The organism is Roseateles amylovorans, assembly GCF_025398155.2.
GTDB lineage: Bacteria > Pseudomonadota > Gammaproteobacteria > Burkholderiales > Burkholderiaceae_C > Roseateles > Roseateles amylovorans.
Genome location: NZ_CP104562.2, coordinates 4,262,358 through 4,278,623, shown reverse-complemented (window position 1 = coordinate 4,278,623; position 16,266 = coordinate 4,262,358). Strand labels below are relative to the sequence as shown.

11 protein-coding genes and 1 pseudogene are annotated in these 16,266 nt (G+C 67.8%); 8 read left to right on the top strand and 4 right to left on the bottom strand.

The features are described from left to right. Positions 1-62: 62 nt before the first annotated feature. The 3 genes from N4261_RS17630 (at position 63) to N4261_RS17620 (ending at position 1,068) form a co-directional block, all read left to right on the top strand. Positions 63-590, top strand: a complete 528-nt coding sequence (locus tag N4261_RS17630) for an RHS repeat-associated core domain-containing protein (RefSeq protein ID WP_261756588.1) — start codon at positions 63-65, stop codon at positions 588-590. Then, entirely contained in the window at positions 583-873 is a 291-nt protein-coding gene (locus tag N4261_RS17625; RefSeq protein ID WP_261756587.1) for a hypothetical protein, read from the top strand. The genes N4261_RS17630 and N4261_RS17625 overlap by 8 nt, the downstream gene beginning before the upstream one ends. A gap of 63 nt (positions 874-936) precedes the next feature. Beyond that, the gene (locus tag N4261_RS17620) at positions 937-1,068 is read left to right on the top strand and encodes a hypothetical protein (RefSeq protein ID WP_261756586.1); all 132 of its coding nucleotides are present in this window, start codon (positions 937-939) and stop codon (positions 1,066-1,068) included. A gap of 839 nt (positions 1,069-1,907) precedes the next feature. Here N4261_RS17620 and N4261_RS17615 read toward each other — a convergent pair. Next, positions 1,908-2,726, bottom strand: a complete 819-nt coding sequence (locus N4261_RS17615) for an alpha/beta fold hydrolase (RefSeq protein ID WP_261756585.1) — start codon at positions 2,724-2,726, stop codon at positions 1,908-1,910. Next, complete coding sequence (locus N4261_RS17610) at positions 2,723-4,096, bottom strand: O-acetylhomoserine aminocarboxypropyltransferase (protein ID WP_261756584.1); 1,374 nt, start codon at positions 4,094-4,096, stop codon at positions 2,723-2,725. The genes N4261_RS17615 and N4261_RS17610 overlap by 4 nt, the downstream gene beginning before the upstream one ends. 393 nt (positions 4,097-4,489) lie before the next feature. On the opposite strand from N4261_RS17610, the gene N4261_RS17605 reads away from it, so the two are divergent. From N4261_RS17605 to N4261_RS17595, 3 genes and pseudogenes are all read left to right on the top strand, one after another. After that, complete coding sequence (locus N4261_RS17605; RefSeq protein ID WP_261756583.1) at positions 4,490-4,948, top strand: CBS domain-containing protein; 459 nt, start codon at positions 4,490-4,492, stop codon at positions 4,946-4,948. Between the two features lie 198 nt (positions 4,949-5,146). Then, positions 5,147-6,244: pseudogene (gene aroC, locus N4261_RS17600) on the top strand (chorismate synthase); the annotation flags it as partial. A gap of 118 nt (positions 6,245-6,362) precedes the next feature. Next, on the top strand, positions 6,363-7,556 hold the full coding sequence (locus N4261_RS17595) for an MFS transporter (RefSeq protein ID WP_261756581.1): 1,194 nt from the start codon (positions 6,363-6,365) through the stop codon (positions 7,554-7,556). 292 nt (positions 7,557-7,848) lie between these two features. Here the strand turns inward: N4261_RS17595 and N4261_RS17590 are convergent, their stop codons facing one another. After that, positions 7,849-9,003 carry an MFS transporter gene (locus tag N4261_RS17590; RefSeq protein WP_261756580.1) on the bottom strand — a complete coding sequence of 385 codons (1,155 nt, stop codon included), beginning with the start codon at positions 9,001-9,003 and terminating at the stop codon, positions 7,849-7,851. Between the two features lie 114 nt (positions 9,004-9,117). Further along, entirely contained in the window at positions 9,118-9,894 is a 777-nt protein-coding gene (locus N4261_RS17585) for a DeoR/GlpR family DNA-binding transcription regulator (RefSeq protein WP_261756579.1), read from the bottom strand. Between the two features lie 508 nt (positions 9,895-10,402). On the opposite strand from N4261_RS17585, the gene N4261_RS17580 reads away from it, so the two are divergent. Together N4261_RS17580 and N4261_RS17575 are read left to right on the top strand one after the other, a co-directional pair. Further along, entirely contained in the window at positions 10,403-11,563 is a 1,161-nt protein-coding gene (locus tag N4261_RS17580; protein WP_261756578.1) for an efflux RND transporter periplasmic adaptor subunit, read from the top strand. Positions 11,564-11,806: 243 nt separating this feature from the next. Next, positions 11,807-15,091: an efflux RND transporter permease subunit gene (locus N4261_RS17575; RefSeq protein ID WP_261756577.1), complete on the top strand. Its 3,285-nt coding sequence runs from the start codon at positions 11,807-11,809 to the stop codon at positions 15,089-15,091. Positions 15,092-16,266 lie beyond the last annotated feature (1,175 nt).

Genomic DNA, 16,266 nt, shown 5'->3' with positions numbered 1-16,266 from the left:
TCTACTTCGCTCCGCAACCCCGCGCCACGCCTCAACAAAACGCCGTCAACTACGGCGGATGGGTGCCTGGGCGGAGCTACGTCCAATCCGACCCCATCGGCTTGGAAGGCGGCGTCAACACGTATTCCTACGTGGAGAACCAGCCGACGAAGTTCACGGACCCCAGTGGGCTAATCAAGTGGTCTGGGGAGGTGTACTCGGCTGCACTCGTTCCCGGTGTCGGAGGTGCCGCCTACTGGTTCGACTTGAAGTCCCAGTGCGTCAACGGGCGGTACGCATACATCCGAGTGAAGGCTTGGGGTGTCGGCGCCGGCTTCGGCGCGAGGCTTACTGGGGGAGCCAGCGGATTGACCTTCGAGGATGGCGAAACCGACATCTACCCGAATGGCTTTGAGGGAACGTTCCGAGCAATGGGCGCGAACGCTGGTGCCATTCTGGTCGGGGGCTGGACGTGGTACCAGCTGGGGTCGAACTTCTCGGACATAGGCGCAGCGCCTAGTCCCGGGCTCGGATTCGACCTGTCAGTCGCGGCGGTTCGTGGCAAGTCCAGAGTGGCCAACGTCGAATGGAAGAAGTGCGGCTGTGACTGAATACCTTGTTCTAGCCTTCTTGCTGGTTCACTTCGTGTCGTACGGGCTTGTCGCATGGCGAGTCAATGCCCGCATCAAGGACAAGCGCTCGTCGGAGCGAATTGCAGTGTTCTTTGTAGGCCCGCGGTCACTCGCAAATCTTTGGAAGCTGCTGTTTGGAATGAGCTTCCTTCGTTCACGCGACGGAGTTCTCATTGCTGCCGGAGTGGTCCACGTCGTCACCACAACTGTGGTTGTCGTGGTGCTCGCAGGTTGGCTTGCTCATGATGTGTTCGCGTCTTGAAAGGCGGTAGGTATCCGACGCCTTCGAGTCGCTGCGGTCATCAGTGTCATTGCGCTGTTCCTGATGGCCATCATCGACATGTTCCTCGGCATGGACTGGGCAGGGGGCTTGATGTCCCCGCTGGTGGTTTTGCCGGTGTTCGTCATCGCCTACTTGGCCGCCCCGCGGGTCTCGAAGCGCTTCGACGATAAGTGAGAGCCCTCGCCAGGTCGCGCAGGCGCACATCGCTACATGGAGCGAACCAATCGATCCATGCCATGCACCTGCAACCCTCGCCCACCTGGTACCTCTACGACAACGGCAGCGCTGAGCCGCTACGCCTGCTCGATGACGACGGCCACGCCGACCCGGCGCTGAGCGGCAAGCCGCACAGCGTGCTCGCCTCGCTGGCCGAGGCTATCCACGCGAAGGTCCGGCCACCTCACCGAAACCCAGCTCCGTCACCTGGAGCTGTTCATCGCGCTGCAACGCTGGCGCCGCTGAGTTCGAGGCGTGCGGCCGGGTCCAGGCTGGCCGCCAGGCCACCCGTCAGGGCTCGGCCTTGATGCGGACTCATGCCGTTCGACGCTCGCCGTGGGCGGTGCTTGCCGGGGTTCCTGGCATGCACCGCTGACGGCAGAGGGCGACTCGTCCCCTTCCGTGGAAGGGCGGAGGGATGGGCTGGCTTGGAGCCGCCGCCGAAGGACGGCGGGCAGCACCGGCCGGCGCCTGGCCTGACGCAAAGGCGCACCCGCCCCCAGGCGGGTTGCCGCAGCGCTGCGGGGGCCGACCTTGTTCAGGCGCGGTCCAAGCGCCGGTTCGCGCCCACGCGAAGAACGAGGTTGGGGTGCAGGAAGCGCCCAGCGACCGAAGCCCGCCGCTGACGAAGCGCAGCGCAGGAAGCCACCCTGGATGGCGGCGAAGCGTCCAGCGCAGAGGCTGAGCAACGGCCACGTTGAACAGGCGCTCGACAGCCGAGGTGGCTTGGTGCGCGACGCGCCGACGAAGGCGGGTGTGGCGTACAGCGGGGGCTCCTGAGCCGCTGACCGACGCCCCTACCGCGCAGCCCCCACCGCCAACGCCCCTTTCAACACCCCCAGCACCGCCTCCGGCGCTTCCCCCATCAACGCGTGCCCGGCCGGCACCCAATGCACCTTGGCCTTGAGCATTTCCGCGAGGGCCTGCGCCGCTTTCGGCGGCGTCATCGCATCCTTGCTGCCCAGCACCAGATGCACCGGCGCCGCCACGCGGGCCGCCGCCTCCGGCGCGCGCTGATAGCGGTCGCACACCAGGAAATCGTGTTCGAAAAGATTTCCATGTTCCGCATAGCCCTGCTGCATCCGCTCCATCAGCGCCAGCGCGCCGCCATGCAGCCACGCACCCGGTCCCGGGTAGGACGGCTTGGCCGCCGTCGTGGAATGCGAAAACGCGTTGACCATACGCATCGCCGCCTCAGGCTGCTCACGCGCCGTCGCCAGCAACGCGTCGGAGACCTTCATCGGCCAGGCCGTGCCGACCATCACCAGCCGCTCGCATCGCGCCGGCTCGCGTGAGGCCGCTTCCAGCGCGATCAGCGATCCCATCGAATGGCCCACGAAGGCCGCCGCACGCACCTGCGCCGCGTCGAGCAGCGCCTGGATCCACGCCCCCAGCGATTCGACATCCGCCAGCGCCGGCCCCTCGCTGCGACCGTGCCCCGGCAGATCCACCGCCAGCACCGATCGACCGTGATGAGCGAAGTACCGCGCCAGCAAGGTCCACACGCTGTGGTCATTCATCGCACCATGAATGAAGACCACGCAGGGCAGGGCCGCATCGAACGGCTTGCCGCCGGTGTAGGCATAGGCCTCGCGGCCTTCAACCGTCAGCTTCATGCGTCCGCTCCCTTGGCATGGCCGGCCGGCGCCGACTTTGGCGCCGCACCTGACGTCGCCTTCTGCGAGGCTTTCAACCCAGTCTTCAGATCCGCGATCAGGTCGTCCACATCTTCGAGTCCGATGGAAAGCCGGATCGTCCCCGCACCGATGCCGGATGCGGCCAGCGCGGCATCGTCCATGCGGAAGTGCGTCGTGGACGCCGGATGGATGACCAGCGACCGGGCATCCCCCACGTTCGCCAGATGCGAGAACAGCCGCAGCGATTCGATGAAGCGCTGGCCTGCCTCGCGCCCGCCCTTGAGATCGAAGCTGAACACCGCGCCGCTGCCCTTGGGCAGTAGGCGTTGCGCCAGCGCATGGTCCGGGTGCGACGCCAGGCCCGGATAGGCCACCCGCTCGACCAGATCGTGCGAGGCCAGGAACTCGGCTACCCGCTGCGCATTGCTCACATGCCGCTGCATTCGCAGCGGCAGCGTCTCGATGCCCTGCAGCATCAGCCAGGCGGTGTGCGGGCTCATGCAGGCGCCGAAGTCGCGCAGACCCTCGCGGCGCGCGCGCAGCAGGAAGGCGCCCACGGTGCTCTCCTCGCTGAAGACCATCCCGTGAAAGCCGTCGTAGGGTTCGCAGAGTTCGGCGAACCGCCGCGCCGTGCCGCTGGCGGCGTGGGCCTGTTCCCAATCGAAGCGGCCGCCGTCCACCAGCAGGCCGCCGATCACCGTGCCGTGACCGCACAGGAACTTCGTCGCCGAGTGATAGACCAGATCGGCCCCCAGCGCGATCGGCTGCTGCAGGTACGGCGTGGTGAAGGTGGCATCGACCAGCAGCGGCAGGTGCGCGGCGTGGGCGATCTCGGCCACGGCGGGAATGTCCAGCACGTCCAGGCCCGGATTGCCCAGGCTCTCGCCCAGCAGCAATCGGGTCTCGGGGCGGATGGCGGCGCGCCAGGCGTCCAGGCCGCCGGGGCGGACGAAGGTGGTCGTGATGCCGAAGCGCTTGAGGGTGTAGTGCAGCAGGTTGTGCGAACCACCGTAGAGCGCGCTGGAGGCCACGATGTGGTGACCCGCACCCGCCAGCGTGACGATGGCCAGGTGCAGCGCCGCCTGGCCGCTGGCCGTGGCGATGGCGCCGATGCCGCCGTCCAGCGCCGCAATCCGCTCCTCCAGCACCGCGGTGGTCGGATTCGACAGCCGCGAATACACATGCCCGCTGCGTTCCATGTTGAACAGGCCCGCCGCATGCTCCGCGCTCTCGAAGACGAACGAGGTGGTGAGATGCAGTGGCACCGCGCGCGCGCCGGTGGTCGGGTCCGGCGACGCGCCAGCATGCAGGGCCAAGGTGTCAAAACCGGGGTCAGCGGGACCAGCCATCCGTGTCTCCTGTGGGGATGTCGTTCTGTTGTTCTGTGGTTGTGCCGTCGTCGTCGTCGGCACCCTCTGCGGGACGTCCGCCTGCGATGCGCACCTCAGTCCGGGCGGCACGGTGGCCACGATTTGCAACGTCGACCGGCGCCGGAACCCGGGAAGAAGCGGCAGACGGGCCTCTCGCAGCGGTTTGCAAGCGATTGTGTGCTATGTTGGTAACCATCCCTGCCGGCCGCCTGATTCCCCGTGCCGCGCTGTTGGATCGCCGATGCTGAATCGACGATCACGCCGCGCAGTCCGTCGGATTCAACGCGTCGCCGGCCTCGCTGTTTCACGGCGGTCTTGCGTCTGCACCCGACCGATCGCCTTCACCGTCTTCACCGATCGCACCCGACGGCCATGAAAGTTTCCGACATCCTGCGCGTCAAGGGCAACACGCTCTTCACCGTTTCTCCCGACCAAACCCTGGCCCTGGCCGTCGACACCATGGCCGAGCGCGACATCGGCTCGCTGGTCGTCATGGAGTTCGGCGATCTGGTGGGCATGCTGACCTTCCGCGAGGTCATCCAGGCGATCACCCGCAATGGCGGCAGCGTCGGCACCTCGCTGGTTCGCAGCGTGATGGACGACGCCCCGCTGACCTGCACCCCCGAAACCGAGATCGACGAGGTCCGCCGCATGATGCTGGGCCGTCATGCCCGCTACATGCCGGTGCTCAACGGCCGTCAGCTGATGGGCGTGATCTCGTTCTATGACGTGGCCAAGACGGTCGTCGATTCGCAGGACTTCGAGAACCGCATGCTGAAGGCCTACATTCGCGACTGGCCGTCGGAAGAGGGCGGTCCGGCCGCCGCCTGACGACCTGCCCGCCGGGGCGATGCCCCCGAAGCCGCGCCGCTGATGCCCTTTGCACCGCTTCGCGAAGGCAGAGTTGCCCAGCTACCATGGATGACGCACCAGCGGCCCTGCGGGGCCGCTTCGCATGGGCGCTTCGTGCACACGGTGCGCTCGTAGAATCGACGGCTTCCGTTCCCATCGCCTCGGCAGGTTCTCCAGATGTCCGGCAGCACTTTCGGCAGCTTGTTTCGCGTCACCAACTTCGGCGAGAGCCATGGACCGGCCATCGGCTGCGTCATCGATGGCTGCCCGCCCGGGCTGGCGCTGTCGGTCGAGGACATCCAGCCCGAGCTGGACCGCCGCCGCCCCGGCACCTCCCGCCATGTGACTCAGCGCCAGGAGCCGGACCAGGTGGAGATCCTGTCCGGCGTCTATGAAGGCCTGACCACCGGCACGCCGATCTGCCTGCTGATCCGCAACGTCGATCAGCGCAGCAAGGATTACGGGAACATCCTCGACACCTTCCGCCCCGGCCACGCCGACTACACCTACTGGCGCAAGTACGGCCTGCGCGATCCGCGCGGCGGCGGCCGTTCGTCGGCCCGCCTGACCGCGCCCATGGTGGCTGCCGGTGCGGTGGCCCGCAAATGGCTGAAGCAGGAACTCGGTGTGCAGTTCCGCGGCTGCATGACCGCGCTCGGCGAGATCGACTTGGCCTTCGAGGGCTGGGAGCATGTCGGACAAAACCCGTTCTTTGCCGCCAATGTCAGCCAGATCCAGGCCCTTGAGGACTACATGGATGCGCTGCGCAAGGACGGTGATTCCGTCGGCGCGCGGCTGATGGTGGAAGCCTCGGGCATGCCGGCCGGCCTGGGCCAGCCCCTGTTCGACAAGCTCGATGCCGACATCGCCTACGCGATGATGGGCATCAATGCGGTCAAGGGCGTGGAGATCGGTGCGGGCTTCGAGAGCGTGCGCCAGCGCGGCAGCCAGCACGGTGACGAACTGACGCCCGACGGCTTCGCCAGCAACAACGCTGGCGGCGTGCTGGGCGGGATTTCCAGCGGCCAGGATCTGCGGGTGTCCATCGCCATCAAGCCGACCAGCTCGATCCGCAGCCCCAAGGCGTCGATCAATCGCGCGGGCGAGCCCACCACGGTCGAGACCTTCGGCCGCCACGATCCCTGCGTCGGCATCCGCGCCACGCCGATCGCCGAAGCGATGCTCGCCCTGGTCGTCATGGACCACGTGCTGCTGGACCGCGCTCAATGCGCCGATGTCGAGTTGCCCATCGCTGCGATCGCCGCGCAACGCCCCAGCGAAGCGCCGGTGCGCAGCCTGAGCGCCGGCACCGACACGGCGGCCGCGTCAGACGCCGCGGCCGCCGCCAGGTTGGCCTCGCACGCCGACGCCGCCCACCGCCCGGACTGACACCATGGCCGACAGCGCCCGCGTGCTGCGCGCCAGCGCGCTGTTGGGTTGCGCCTATTACGGCAGCATCGGGTTGTTCAATCCGTTCGTGCCGCTGTGGTACCAATCGCTGGGCGTGCCGGTGGTGAGCATCGGCCTGTTGGTGTCGATGCAGAGCTGGACGCGGCTGTTCGCCCCGTACCTGTGGGGCATGGTGGCCGACCGCAGCGGCCGTCGGGTGGAGTTGATCCGCGCCGCCGCGCTGGCCTGCTGGCTCTGCTCCTGGGGACTGCTGCTGCCGCCAACGGTGATGGGGCTGACGGCGGCGGTCTTCCTGATGTACTTCTTCAACGCCTGCGTGACGCCGTTGAATGAATCGCTGATCACGGCGGAACTGGCGGCCAGCGGCGGGATGGATCCTAAGCGCTACGGCCGGGTGCGGCTGTGGGGCTCGGTCGGCTTCCTGGCGACGGTGGTCGGCGGCGGCTGGTGGTTCGAATGGGCCGGGCTGTCGGTCTTCCCGCTGACGATCGTGATCGGCCTGTCGACGCTGGTGTTCGCGGCCTGGCGTTTGCCGCGTCGGCCGCCCGTCCAGCATGCCCATGGACCCTCGGCGTCCATGGCCGATACCTTGCGCCGGCCCGAGGTGGGCTGGTTCTTCCTCGGCATGTTCTTCACCGTGCTGGGTCATACCGCGGTGTATGCCTTCTACAGCCTCTACCTGGATCAGCTGGGCTACAGCCGAGGACAGGTGGGCGCGCTGTGGGCGGTGTCGGTGGCGGCGGAAATCACCTGGTTCGCGCTGCAGGGGCGTTGGCTGCTGCACCACCATCTGCATCACTGGCTGATGTTGGCGGCCGTGCTGGCGTCAGTGCGCTTCGCCGGGACGGCGGCGCTCGGTCACAGCGTCATCGCCATGGTGCTGCTGCAGTGCCTGCATGCGGTGACTTTCGCGGCCCAGCACACCGCCTGCATCGGGCTGATCGGCCGTTACTTCCCGGGTCGCCTGCAGGGGCGTGGCCAGGCGCTGTATGCGGTGCTGGGTTACGGCGTCTCCGGCGTGCTCGGCAGCCTGGCCGGCGCCTGGCTTGCGGCGGGGCGAGGCTATCAGGCCTGCTTCTGGGCGGCCGCCGTCTTTGCCTTGCTGGGCGCGTTCTGCCATTGGCGGGGTGCTCGACGGGATCCGCTGACGCCCCCGGCGGCGGTGCCCGTCACCTGAGGGCGGTTGGGCCCACGGGTTGGGCCCACGGATGCTCCGCTCGTTCGCTCAGCCACTCCGTCGTCGCAGCGATCAGTTGCACGGCGATCACCCGCTCAGGTGACCATCGGAGCAACCGGAGCAACCGGAGCAACCGGAGCAACCGGAGCAACCGGAGCAACCGGAGCAACCGGAGCAACCGGCACACCGGGTACACACGGCTCAATCTTCACGACCGGATCAATCGGAGCATTCGGATCGTTGCTTCGATCCAGTCGCTCGGCCGGCGCGAGGCTGCGGTCGCTGCGAACCCTCAAGGCCGTTTCGGCGCCACCCAGCGTGCACAGATGGGCACGATGCACAGCAGGCCGGCCAGCATCCAGAATGCAGTGGGCAGTCCGACCTGCTCCGCCACCAGTCCGATCAATCCGGGGCCGACCAAAATACCGGCATAGCCCGCCGTGGTCACCGCCGCGACGGCCAATGACGTGGGCATCACCCCTTGCGCACCCGCCCGGCGGAACAGCACCGGCACCAGGTTGGAAGCGCCCAGTCCGATCAGCACGAAGCCGCCCAGCGCCACAGCCGGCAGATGCACCAGCAGCAGCAAGGCAAAACCCAGCACGGCCAGCACGCCGCCCCACAGCAAGGTGGCGTGATCGCCCAGGCGCGCGGTCACTGCATCGCCGCCCAGGCGGCCGAGGGTCATGGCGATCGCGAACAGCAGATAGCCCAGCCCGCCCTGGGCCGCCGGCAGCCAGCCGGACTCAGTGACCAGCAGCGCGCTCCAGTCCAGCAGTGCGCCTTCGGCCAGGAAGGTGATCGAGGCCAGCATTGCCAGCAACAGCACGATGCCGCGAGGCCAGGCGAACAGCGGTCCGCCTTGCGCGGCGCTAGAGCGCGGCAGCAAGGGCCAGGCCACGCCCAGCGCCAGCACCATCAGCGTGGCGGCCAGCACGGCGCAGATGGCCGGGGTGACATGCAGCGACATCATCACCGTCATGAAGGCCACGCCGCCGAAACCCCCGACGCTGAACAGCGCATGAAAGCCGGACATCAACGGTCGGCCGCTGGCGCGTTCCAGGTCCGAGGCGGCGACGTTCATCGCCACTTCCAGCGACCCCAGTGCCGCGCCGAACACGAACAGCGCCGCGCCCAGTGAGCCGGGGGTGTCGGCCACGGTCAGCACGGGCAGCGTCAGCGCAAACACGAAGCCGCTGACCAGGGTGACGACCTTGGTGCCGAACCGCGCGCTCAAGGCGCCGGCCAATGACATCGCGATCACCGACCCGATTCCCAGGCACAGCAGCAGCAGGCCCAGGGTGCCGTCGTCCACGCCCAGCCGCTGCTTGGCGAAGGGCACCAGCGGCGCCCAGCCCGCCAGGCCGAAGCCGGCGACAAGAAAGGCCAGGCGCACGGCCAGCCGGTCTTCGGATCGAAGCGCGATGGGAAGGTGAGAGGAGCTCATGGGCATCAGAGGGCGCTCAAGAAATCAGGAGGGGAGGGCGAGCCGGGAGATCGGGTCGCCGGGGGGCTGCCTTTGCCTGGTCCACCCAGGGGGCATCCGCCATCGGACGACGACTCAGGCCGGCGCGGGCGCCTTGGAGACCAGGGCGCCGCCCTGGGTCAGTGCCTGGATGGCATGCGCCGGTGCGTCATGCTCGACGATGGCCTGCGCCAGATCCGTCGCTGCGGCCACCCGAAAGGGCGCGCCGGTGCCGATCTTGTCGGTCGTGATCAGGCCGACGCTGATGCGGCTGGCCGCGATCAGCGAGCGCTTGAACACCGCATCGGCGTAGTTCGGCGTACTCAGCTCGCCCTCCGGCGACAGGGCACAGACGCCGACGAAGCAGCGATCGATCCGCAGGGGCGCCAACTGCTGCACCGCCGCCGCATCCACGCAGCCGCCCACCACCGGGTCCACCAAGCCGCCCAGCATGATGAGCTGGATGTCCGCGCGGCGCAGCACGGCGGCGGCGATGTCAACCGCATTGGTCGCCACGGTCAGGCCCATGTCTTCCGGCAGCGCATGGGCCAGCGCAAGGTTGGTGCTGCCGCAGTCCAGGAACAGCAGCTCGCCGCGCTGCACCGTGGCCGCCGCTGCGGCGGCCAGCGCGGTCTTCTGGGCCTGACCCTGCTTCATGCGGGCGCTCATCGGCAGGTGTCCGGGTGTGAGCGGCAGCGCACCGCCGTAAACACGCCGGCACAGGCCGTCCGCCGCCAGGGCCCGCAGGTCTCGGCGGATCGCATCTTCCGAAACACCGAATTCCGCCGCCAGCGCCACGGCCGCGACCGGCTGGCCTTGAGCGAGGCGATCGGCAATGGCGTCGCGGCGAGTCATGGGCAGTTCAGCGGTCATGGGTGCGGTCCTGAGCCAGGTAAGTTGCTGGAGGCAAAACGAGTCGATTCTGCCTGCATCTGCATGGTCATGCACGATCAATCTTGTTTATGCCCGTTTGATGAGTTGCATCAGCACGGACTGCGATAAACCACGCCGAATCAGGCCACCCAAGACGAAGCAGACTGACCAGGAGGAAACCCGACCCACCGCGAGGCACCCGACCCACCGCGAGGCACCCGACCCACCGCGACGAATCACGCGCCCCGAATCGCGCTGAACCGCGGTCGCACCGGGAGGAATTTGTCGGACATCGTCATCGGGCGAAGCAGGCCCATGGACGGCAGCCTGTCCGGCGGATCGGCCGTTCGTCGCCATGTCGCCAGATTTGGTCGCTGTGAAATGCAAGCCATGACGCGCAAACTGCAATTCGTCGCAGTTCGGGCGCGGCGTGTGAACCGGCTTCCTACACTCCGCCGCATTCAGAGACCTTTGTACACAGGGTCTTCTTAAACGGATGGGGGAGCACATGCGGAAAAAATGGTTGATCGGTGGCCTCGCTGCCGCCGCGCTGGTCGTGCTGGCCGGCGGTGCGGCGGTCTTCGCCACGAGCAAGGCCGAGGCGCCGGCCGTGAAGAAGGCGCCGGAGAAGCCCGCACTGCAGTTCCAGGCCAGCGAGGTGGTCAAGCCCACGCCGGCCAGCATGCCGGCGCTGATCGAGTTCTCCGGCCCACTGGTGGCCCCCAACACGGTGATCGTGCGGGCCAAGGCCAGCGGCAGCCTGGTGCATTTGGCGGTGGCCGAAGGCAGCCGCGTACGCGCCGGCGAGACGCTGGGCCAGCTCGATCTTGAAGAACTGCGCCACCGGGTGGCCGAGCGCAACGCCGGGCTGGAATCGGCGCGGGCCATGTACGAGCAATCCGAGCGCCAGTTCAAGGCCAACCAAGGCCTGGCTTCGCAGAACTTCATCGCACCGACTGCGCTGGACAACTCACGCGCGGCGCTCGAATCGGCCCGCGGCCAGATGCTGTCGGCCCAGGCGCAGCTCGGCACCAGCGAAGTGCTGCTGCGTCAGGCCGGGTTGGTCACGCCGATCAGCGGCATCGTGTCCAAGCGTCATGCGCTGCCGGGTGAGAAGGTGGCGGCCGAGCAGCAGGTGCTGACCATCGTCGACCTGTCCCGGCTGGAACTGGCCGGTCAGGTCGGCACTCATGAGGTGGGACGGCTCAAGCCCGGCATGAGCGTGCTGGTCCGGGTGGAGGGCTTTGACGAGCCGGTGACCGCGCGCATCGCCCGCATCGCGCCGGCGGCCGAGCCCGGCACCCGATCGATCGGCGTGACGCTGGCCCTGGACAACCCCGGCGAACGCTTCCGCGCCGGTCAGTACGCCGTCGCCCGGGTGGAACTGCCGGACGACAAGCAGCGCCTGACGGTGCCGGCGACCGCGCTGGGCAGCATCTCCGGCCAGGAGCATGTCTGGGTGATCGACAACGGCGCCTTGCTGCGTCGCATCGTCACCACCGGCCGTCGCGATCCGCGGGAAAGGCGGGTGGAGATCGTCGCCGGCCTGACGCCGCAGACGCAGGTGCTGGGGGCCCGGTTCGACAACCTCAAAGAGGGCGACAAGGCCGCCATCCTGCCCGGCAAGGCGACGGTGGCCAGTGCGGTGGCCAGCGGCACGGCGCAGTAGACCGGCGATCAGCACGCCGACCGACGACCGACGACCGTCCTCTGTCGGCTGATTTCCGCGAGGGGTGCCATCGGCCGCTCGCCCCGCTGACACCTGCGTCAAGCGCAGCAGCGGTTCTCCGGACAGCGCCATGCGCGGACGACGTTGCTCGCGCCGGTGTCCGGACCCACGGATCGGTGGCCGCCGCAGAGGGCGACGGCCACGGTCCTTCGACGACCTCACGACTACAAGAAGGGGGCCACCATGTGGATGACCCGCGTCTCGATCCAGAACCCCGTGTTCGCCACCATGGTGATGGTGGCCCTGTGTGTGCTGGGCCTGTTCTCCTATTCCAAGCTGGGCGTCGAGCAGATGCCCGACATCACGCTGCCCGGCGCATGGATCGATGTGCGCTATCCCGGCGCCTCGCCCGAGGCGGTCGAGCGCGAAGTGGCCAAGCCGCTGGAGGAGGCGCTCAACACCGTGGCCGGCGTGGAGAAGATCCAGTCGCGCAGCTTTGAGGGCCGGGTGCAGACCAGTGTCGAATTCAGCCTGAATGCCGACATGAACCGCGGCATGCAGGAAATCCGCGACCGCATTGCGCTGGTCCAGGCCAACTTCCCGAAGGATGTGAAGCCGGCCATGGTCTCGCGCTTCCAGGGCGACAACGCCCAGCCGGTCGTCGTGGCCGCGCTGCTGAGCCCCACCCGCACCGCCCGCGAGATTTCGATGATGGCCGATCTGGTCGTCTCCAAGCGGCTGTCCCGGGTGGAGGGCGTGGCCAAGGTGGACATCGGCGGACTGGCACTGCGGGAAGTGCGCATCGACCTGGATCCGCAGCGCCTGCGGGCCTACAACATCACCCCGGCGCAGATCGCTGCGGCCTTGAACGAGGCCAACAGCGACCAGCCGGTGGGCGTGCTGTCGGATGCGTATTCGGACGCCATGCTGCGGGTGGAGGGCAAGGTCAAGGATCCCAAGCAGTTCGTCAATGTGGTGGTCGGCCGGCGCGGCGACATGCCGCTGATGCTGGGCGATCTGGGCACCCTCACCGAACGAGAGCGCGAGCTGGACTCGGTCGCCCGCATCAACGGCCAGCCGGCGGTCAGCTTCAACATCTTCAAGCAGCAGGATGCCAACATCGTCGCCACCGGCGAGGCGATCCAATCCGCCATGGACGAGCTGCGCAAGACCCTGCCCAAGGACATGGAGCTGCGGCTGATCTATGCCAACAGCGACTTCGTGAAGCACTCGCTGGACGGCCTGCGCCACACCCTGATCGAAGGCGCGTTGCTGACCGTGGCCATCGTCTTCCTGTTCCTGCACAGCTGGCGCTCCACCATCATCACCGGCCTGACGCTGCCGATCTCGGTGATCTCCAGCTTCATTGCGGTCTATGCCTTCGGCTTCACCCTGAACTTCATGACGATGATGGCGCTGAGCCTGTGCATCGGCCTGTTGATCGACGATGCGATCGTGGTGCGGGAGAACATCGTGCGCCACGTCGGCATGGGCAAGGACCATCACACCGCGGCGGCCGACGGCACCAACGAGATCGGCCTGGCGGTGATGGCCACCACCTTTGCGATCTGCGCGGTGTTCGTGCCGGTCGCCTTCATGGGCGGCGTGATCGGCAAGTTCTTCTATCCCTTCGGCATCACCGTGGCGGTGGCGGTGATGGTGTCGCTGTTCGTCAGCTTCACGCTCGATCCGATGATGTCGTCGATCTGGCCGGACCCGCCCAGCACCTATCTGAAGAAGGTGCCGGTGATCGGCCATCTGATCCGCGGCACCGATGCCGGCATGGACCTGCTGCACCGTGCCTATGAACGCACCATCCGCTGGGCGTTCTCGGGTCGTCGCTACCGGCTGTTCGTGCCCCCGATCCCGGTCTATGGCCGCCCGTTCGGGCCGGCGGGTGAACGGCTCAAGCAGTCGCCCCGCCGTCTGCGTCTGGCGACGATCACGCCGCGCGGCCTGGTGACGCTGGGCGGTGTGGCCAGCTTCGTGGTGGCGGTGATGCTGGCGCCGCTGGTCGGCAGTGAATTCGTGCCGCAGACCGATCAGGGCTTCACCCAACTGACGCTGCGCATGCCGGTGGCCACCAGCCTGGACCGCGGCGACGCGAAGGTGCGCCAGGTCGAGGAGATCCTGTCGAAGATGCCGGAGATCAAGACCGTGTCCACCGTGGTGGGCAGCAGCGGCGAGGGCTTGTCGACCGGCCGCAACCAGGCCTCGCTCAACATCTCGCTGGTGGATCGCAAGTCCCGCCAGCGCACCCAGACCCAGGTGGAGGACGCGATCCGCGCCGAGATCGCGCACATCCCCGGCGTGGAGGTGAGCGTGGGCTTCAACAAGCCGGTGTGGGTGACCATCCTGGGCAGCGATCCCGAGGTGCTGACGCAGGTGGCCAAGGACTTCGCCGAGAAGCTGAAGACGATCAAGGGCGCGGTCGATGTGGACACCACCGTCAAGCCCGGCCTGCCGGCCTTTGCGGTCAAGCTCAAGCCGTCGGCGGTGCGGGAACTGGGGCTGAACGCGCCGCAGGTGGCGGCGTCGCTGCGGGCCTATGTGAATGGCGAGGTCGCCACCTACTGGACCACGCCGGACGGCAATCAGGTCGAGGTGCTGCTGCGCCTGCCCAAGGCGCAGCGCCAGAACATCGAGCAGATGCGCGGCCTGCCGGTGGCCTTTGCCCGGGACGGGACGCCGATCTCGCTGGACCAGGTGGCCACCATCGAGCCGGTCTTCAATCCGGAGGTGATCCGCCGCCAGAACCTGCAGCGACGCGAAGCGGTGTATGCCGGCGTGCAGGGTCGGCCCAGCGGCGACGTCAACGCCGATGTGCAGAAGCTGATCAAGGAAACCCAGCTGCCGACCGGCATCAGCTTCATGGTCGATGGTGACGGCAAGCAGCAGGCGGAAGCCTTCAACGGGCTGCTGATCGCGATGGGCCTGGCGCTGATCTTCATCTACATCGTGCTGGCCAGCCAGTTCGGCAGCTTCGTCCAGCCGATCGCGATCATGGCCTCGCTGCCCCTGGCGCTCATCGGGGTCATGTTGGCCCTGCTGCTGTGGAAGACCACGTTGAACGTCTTCTCGATGATCGGCCTGGTGATGCTGATGGGCCTGGTCACCAAGAACGCGATCCTGTTGGTGGACTTCGCCAACCATGCCCGCAAGGACCAGGGCCTGTCGATCCCCGACGCGCTGCTGCAGGCCGGCCTGATCCGGATGCGGCCGATCATCATGACCACCGCGGCGATGGTGTTCGGCATGCTGCCGATGGCGATTGCGCTGAACGAAGGCGGTGAAATCCAGGCGCCAATGGGCCGGGCGATCATCGGTGGCGTGATCACCTCGACCCTGCTCACCCTGGTGGTGGTGCCGGTGATCTATTCCTACCTGGTGCGGGGCCGCAAGACCTTCGGCGCGACGGACCCGTCCCCAGCGGGCAAGGGCGTTGACCGCAGCGGGCACGGCAGCGCGTCGGGCGCTGAACTCGGCGGTGTGGCATCCATCACGCCGACGCCCGGTATCGCGGACTGAGCGCCTTGTTCTCGTTAGGGATTGCAGGTCGGATGCACCTTTGAGTCATGGTGCGCGAGGGAAGGGGGCGGGCACATTGATCGGCAGTTGATTGCCACCTCAGATCATGTCCAGCTCCTTCCACGCCCCTGACGCCTCGCCCCGTCCGATCTCCGAGCCGCCGAACTTGCGCCTGGCGGCCAGCCACCGATCGGACGCGTCGTCGGCCGGTGCGGCATCGCGGGCATCGGCATCGACGTCTTCAATGCCCCGCCCGACGATCTCCGCTTCCTCGCGGTGCCGCGGGCGGGACCTGGTGTCGGCGATGTCTGCAATGTCGGCGATGTCAACGATGTCGGCGACGCGCGGCCAGGACAGCGTGCGGGCCTGCTTCGGCGATGGCGGGAGCGAGTGCCGCCATACGATCAGCGGAGACGACTTGCGCTTGCGCCCGACTCGCCTTTGCGGTGTCGCGCTGGGGCTGGCCGGTGTGCTGGCGGTGACGGACCAGAGCCTGGGCAGCGACGGGCACGGCGCATGGCGGTGGGCGGCGATCGCGCTGCTGGTGTTGGTGCTGGTGGGCGCGCTGCGGGCTTGGCAGGCCTTGGATGGCCTGACGATGCGACTGGTGACGCCGGCATCGACTTTTGCGGGCGACAACGCGATGGTGGAGTTTCGACTGGACAACCCCACCCGCCGCGCGCGCTGGGACCTTGCGGTGGTCCGGGAAGGGCTGAACAGCCCGAGCGCCTGGATGGATGTCCCGCCCCGTTCTCACGATCTGACCCTGGTCGCCTGTCCGACGACCTCGCGCGGACTGCAGGCCATGCCGGCGCTGATCGTGCAGACCGCCCACCCGTTGAGCCTGTTCCACGCCTCTGCCTGCTGGCGGCATGGGGTGCAGCTGCTGGTGTATCCGCGGCCATTGCAGCCGGCCCCATCACCGGCAGTTGCCGTGGGGTCTGCACCGGTGTCCGGACCCACACGCAGCTCGCCGGGACGGCCCGCACGGCCGACGTCGGCGATTGACCAGCCCCTCTGGCTGGATCTGGCCGATGTGGACGCGGAACGCCTGGCGATGGTGTCCAAGCGGACTGCGGACGATCAGGGCGATGCCGGCGAGGGATGTCTGCCCCCTGACGCACCAGCGGTCGCAGCGACGCCGGCCCTGGCGCTGGCGCCTTTGCAGGGCCATG

Bases quoted from the DNA above. Each gene is read 5' to 3' on its own strand.
- N4261_RS17620 (WP_261756586.1), top strand. From the start codon at position 937: ATGGCCATCATCGACATGTTCCTCGGCATGGACTGGGCAGGGGGCTTG.
- N4261_RS17615 (WP_261756585.1), bottom strand. From the start codon at position 2,726: ATGAAGCTGACGGTTGAAGGCCGCGAGGCCTATGCCTACACCGGCGGC.
- N4261_RS17610 (WP_261756584.1), bottom strand. From the start codon at position 4,096: ATGGCTGGTCCCGCTGACCCCGGTTTTGACACCTTGGCCCTGCATGCT.
- N4261_RS17605 (WP_261756583.1), top strand. From the start codon at position 4,490: ATGAAAGTTTCCGACATCCTGCGCGTCAAGGGCAACACGCTCTTCACC.
- N4261_RS17595 (WP_261756581.1), top strand. From the start codon at position 6,363: ATGGCCGACAGCGCCCGCGTGCTGCGCGCCAGCGCGCTGTTGGGTTGC.
- N4261_RS17590 (WP_261756580.1), bottom strand. From the start codon at position 9,003: ATGAGCTCCTCTCACCTTCCCATCGCGCTTCGATCCGAAGACCGGCTG.
- N4261_RS17585 (WP_261756579.1), bottom strand. From the start codon at position 9,894: ATGACCGCTGAACTGCCCATGACTCGCCGCGACGCCATTGCCGATCGC.
- N4261_RS17580 (WP_261756578.1), top strand. From the start codon at position 10,403: ATGCGGAAAAAATGGTTGATCGGTGGCCTCGCTGCCGCCGCGCTGGTC.
- N4261_RS17575 (WP_261756577.1), top strand. From the start codon at position 11,807: ATGTGGATGACCCGCGTCTCGATCCAGAACCCCGTGTTCGCCACCATG.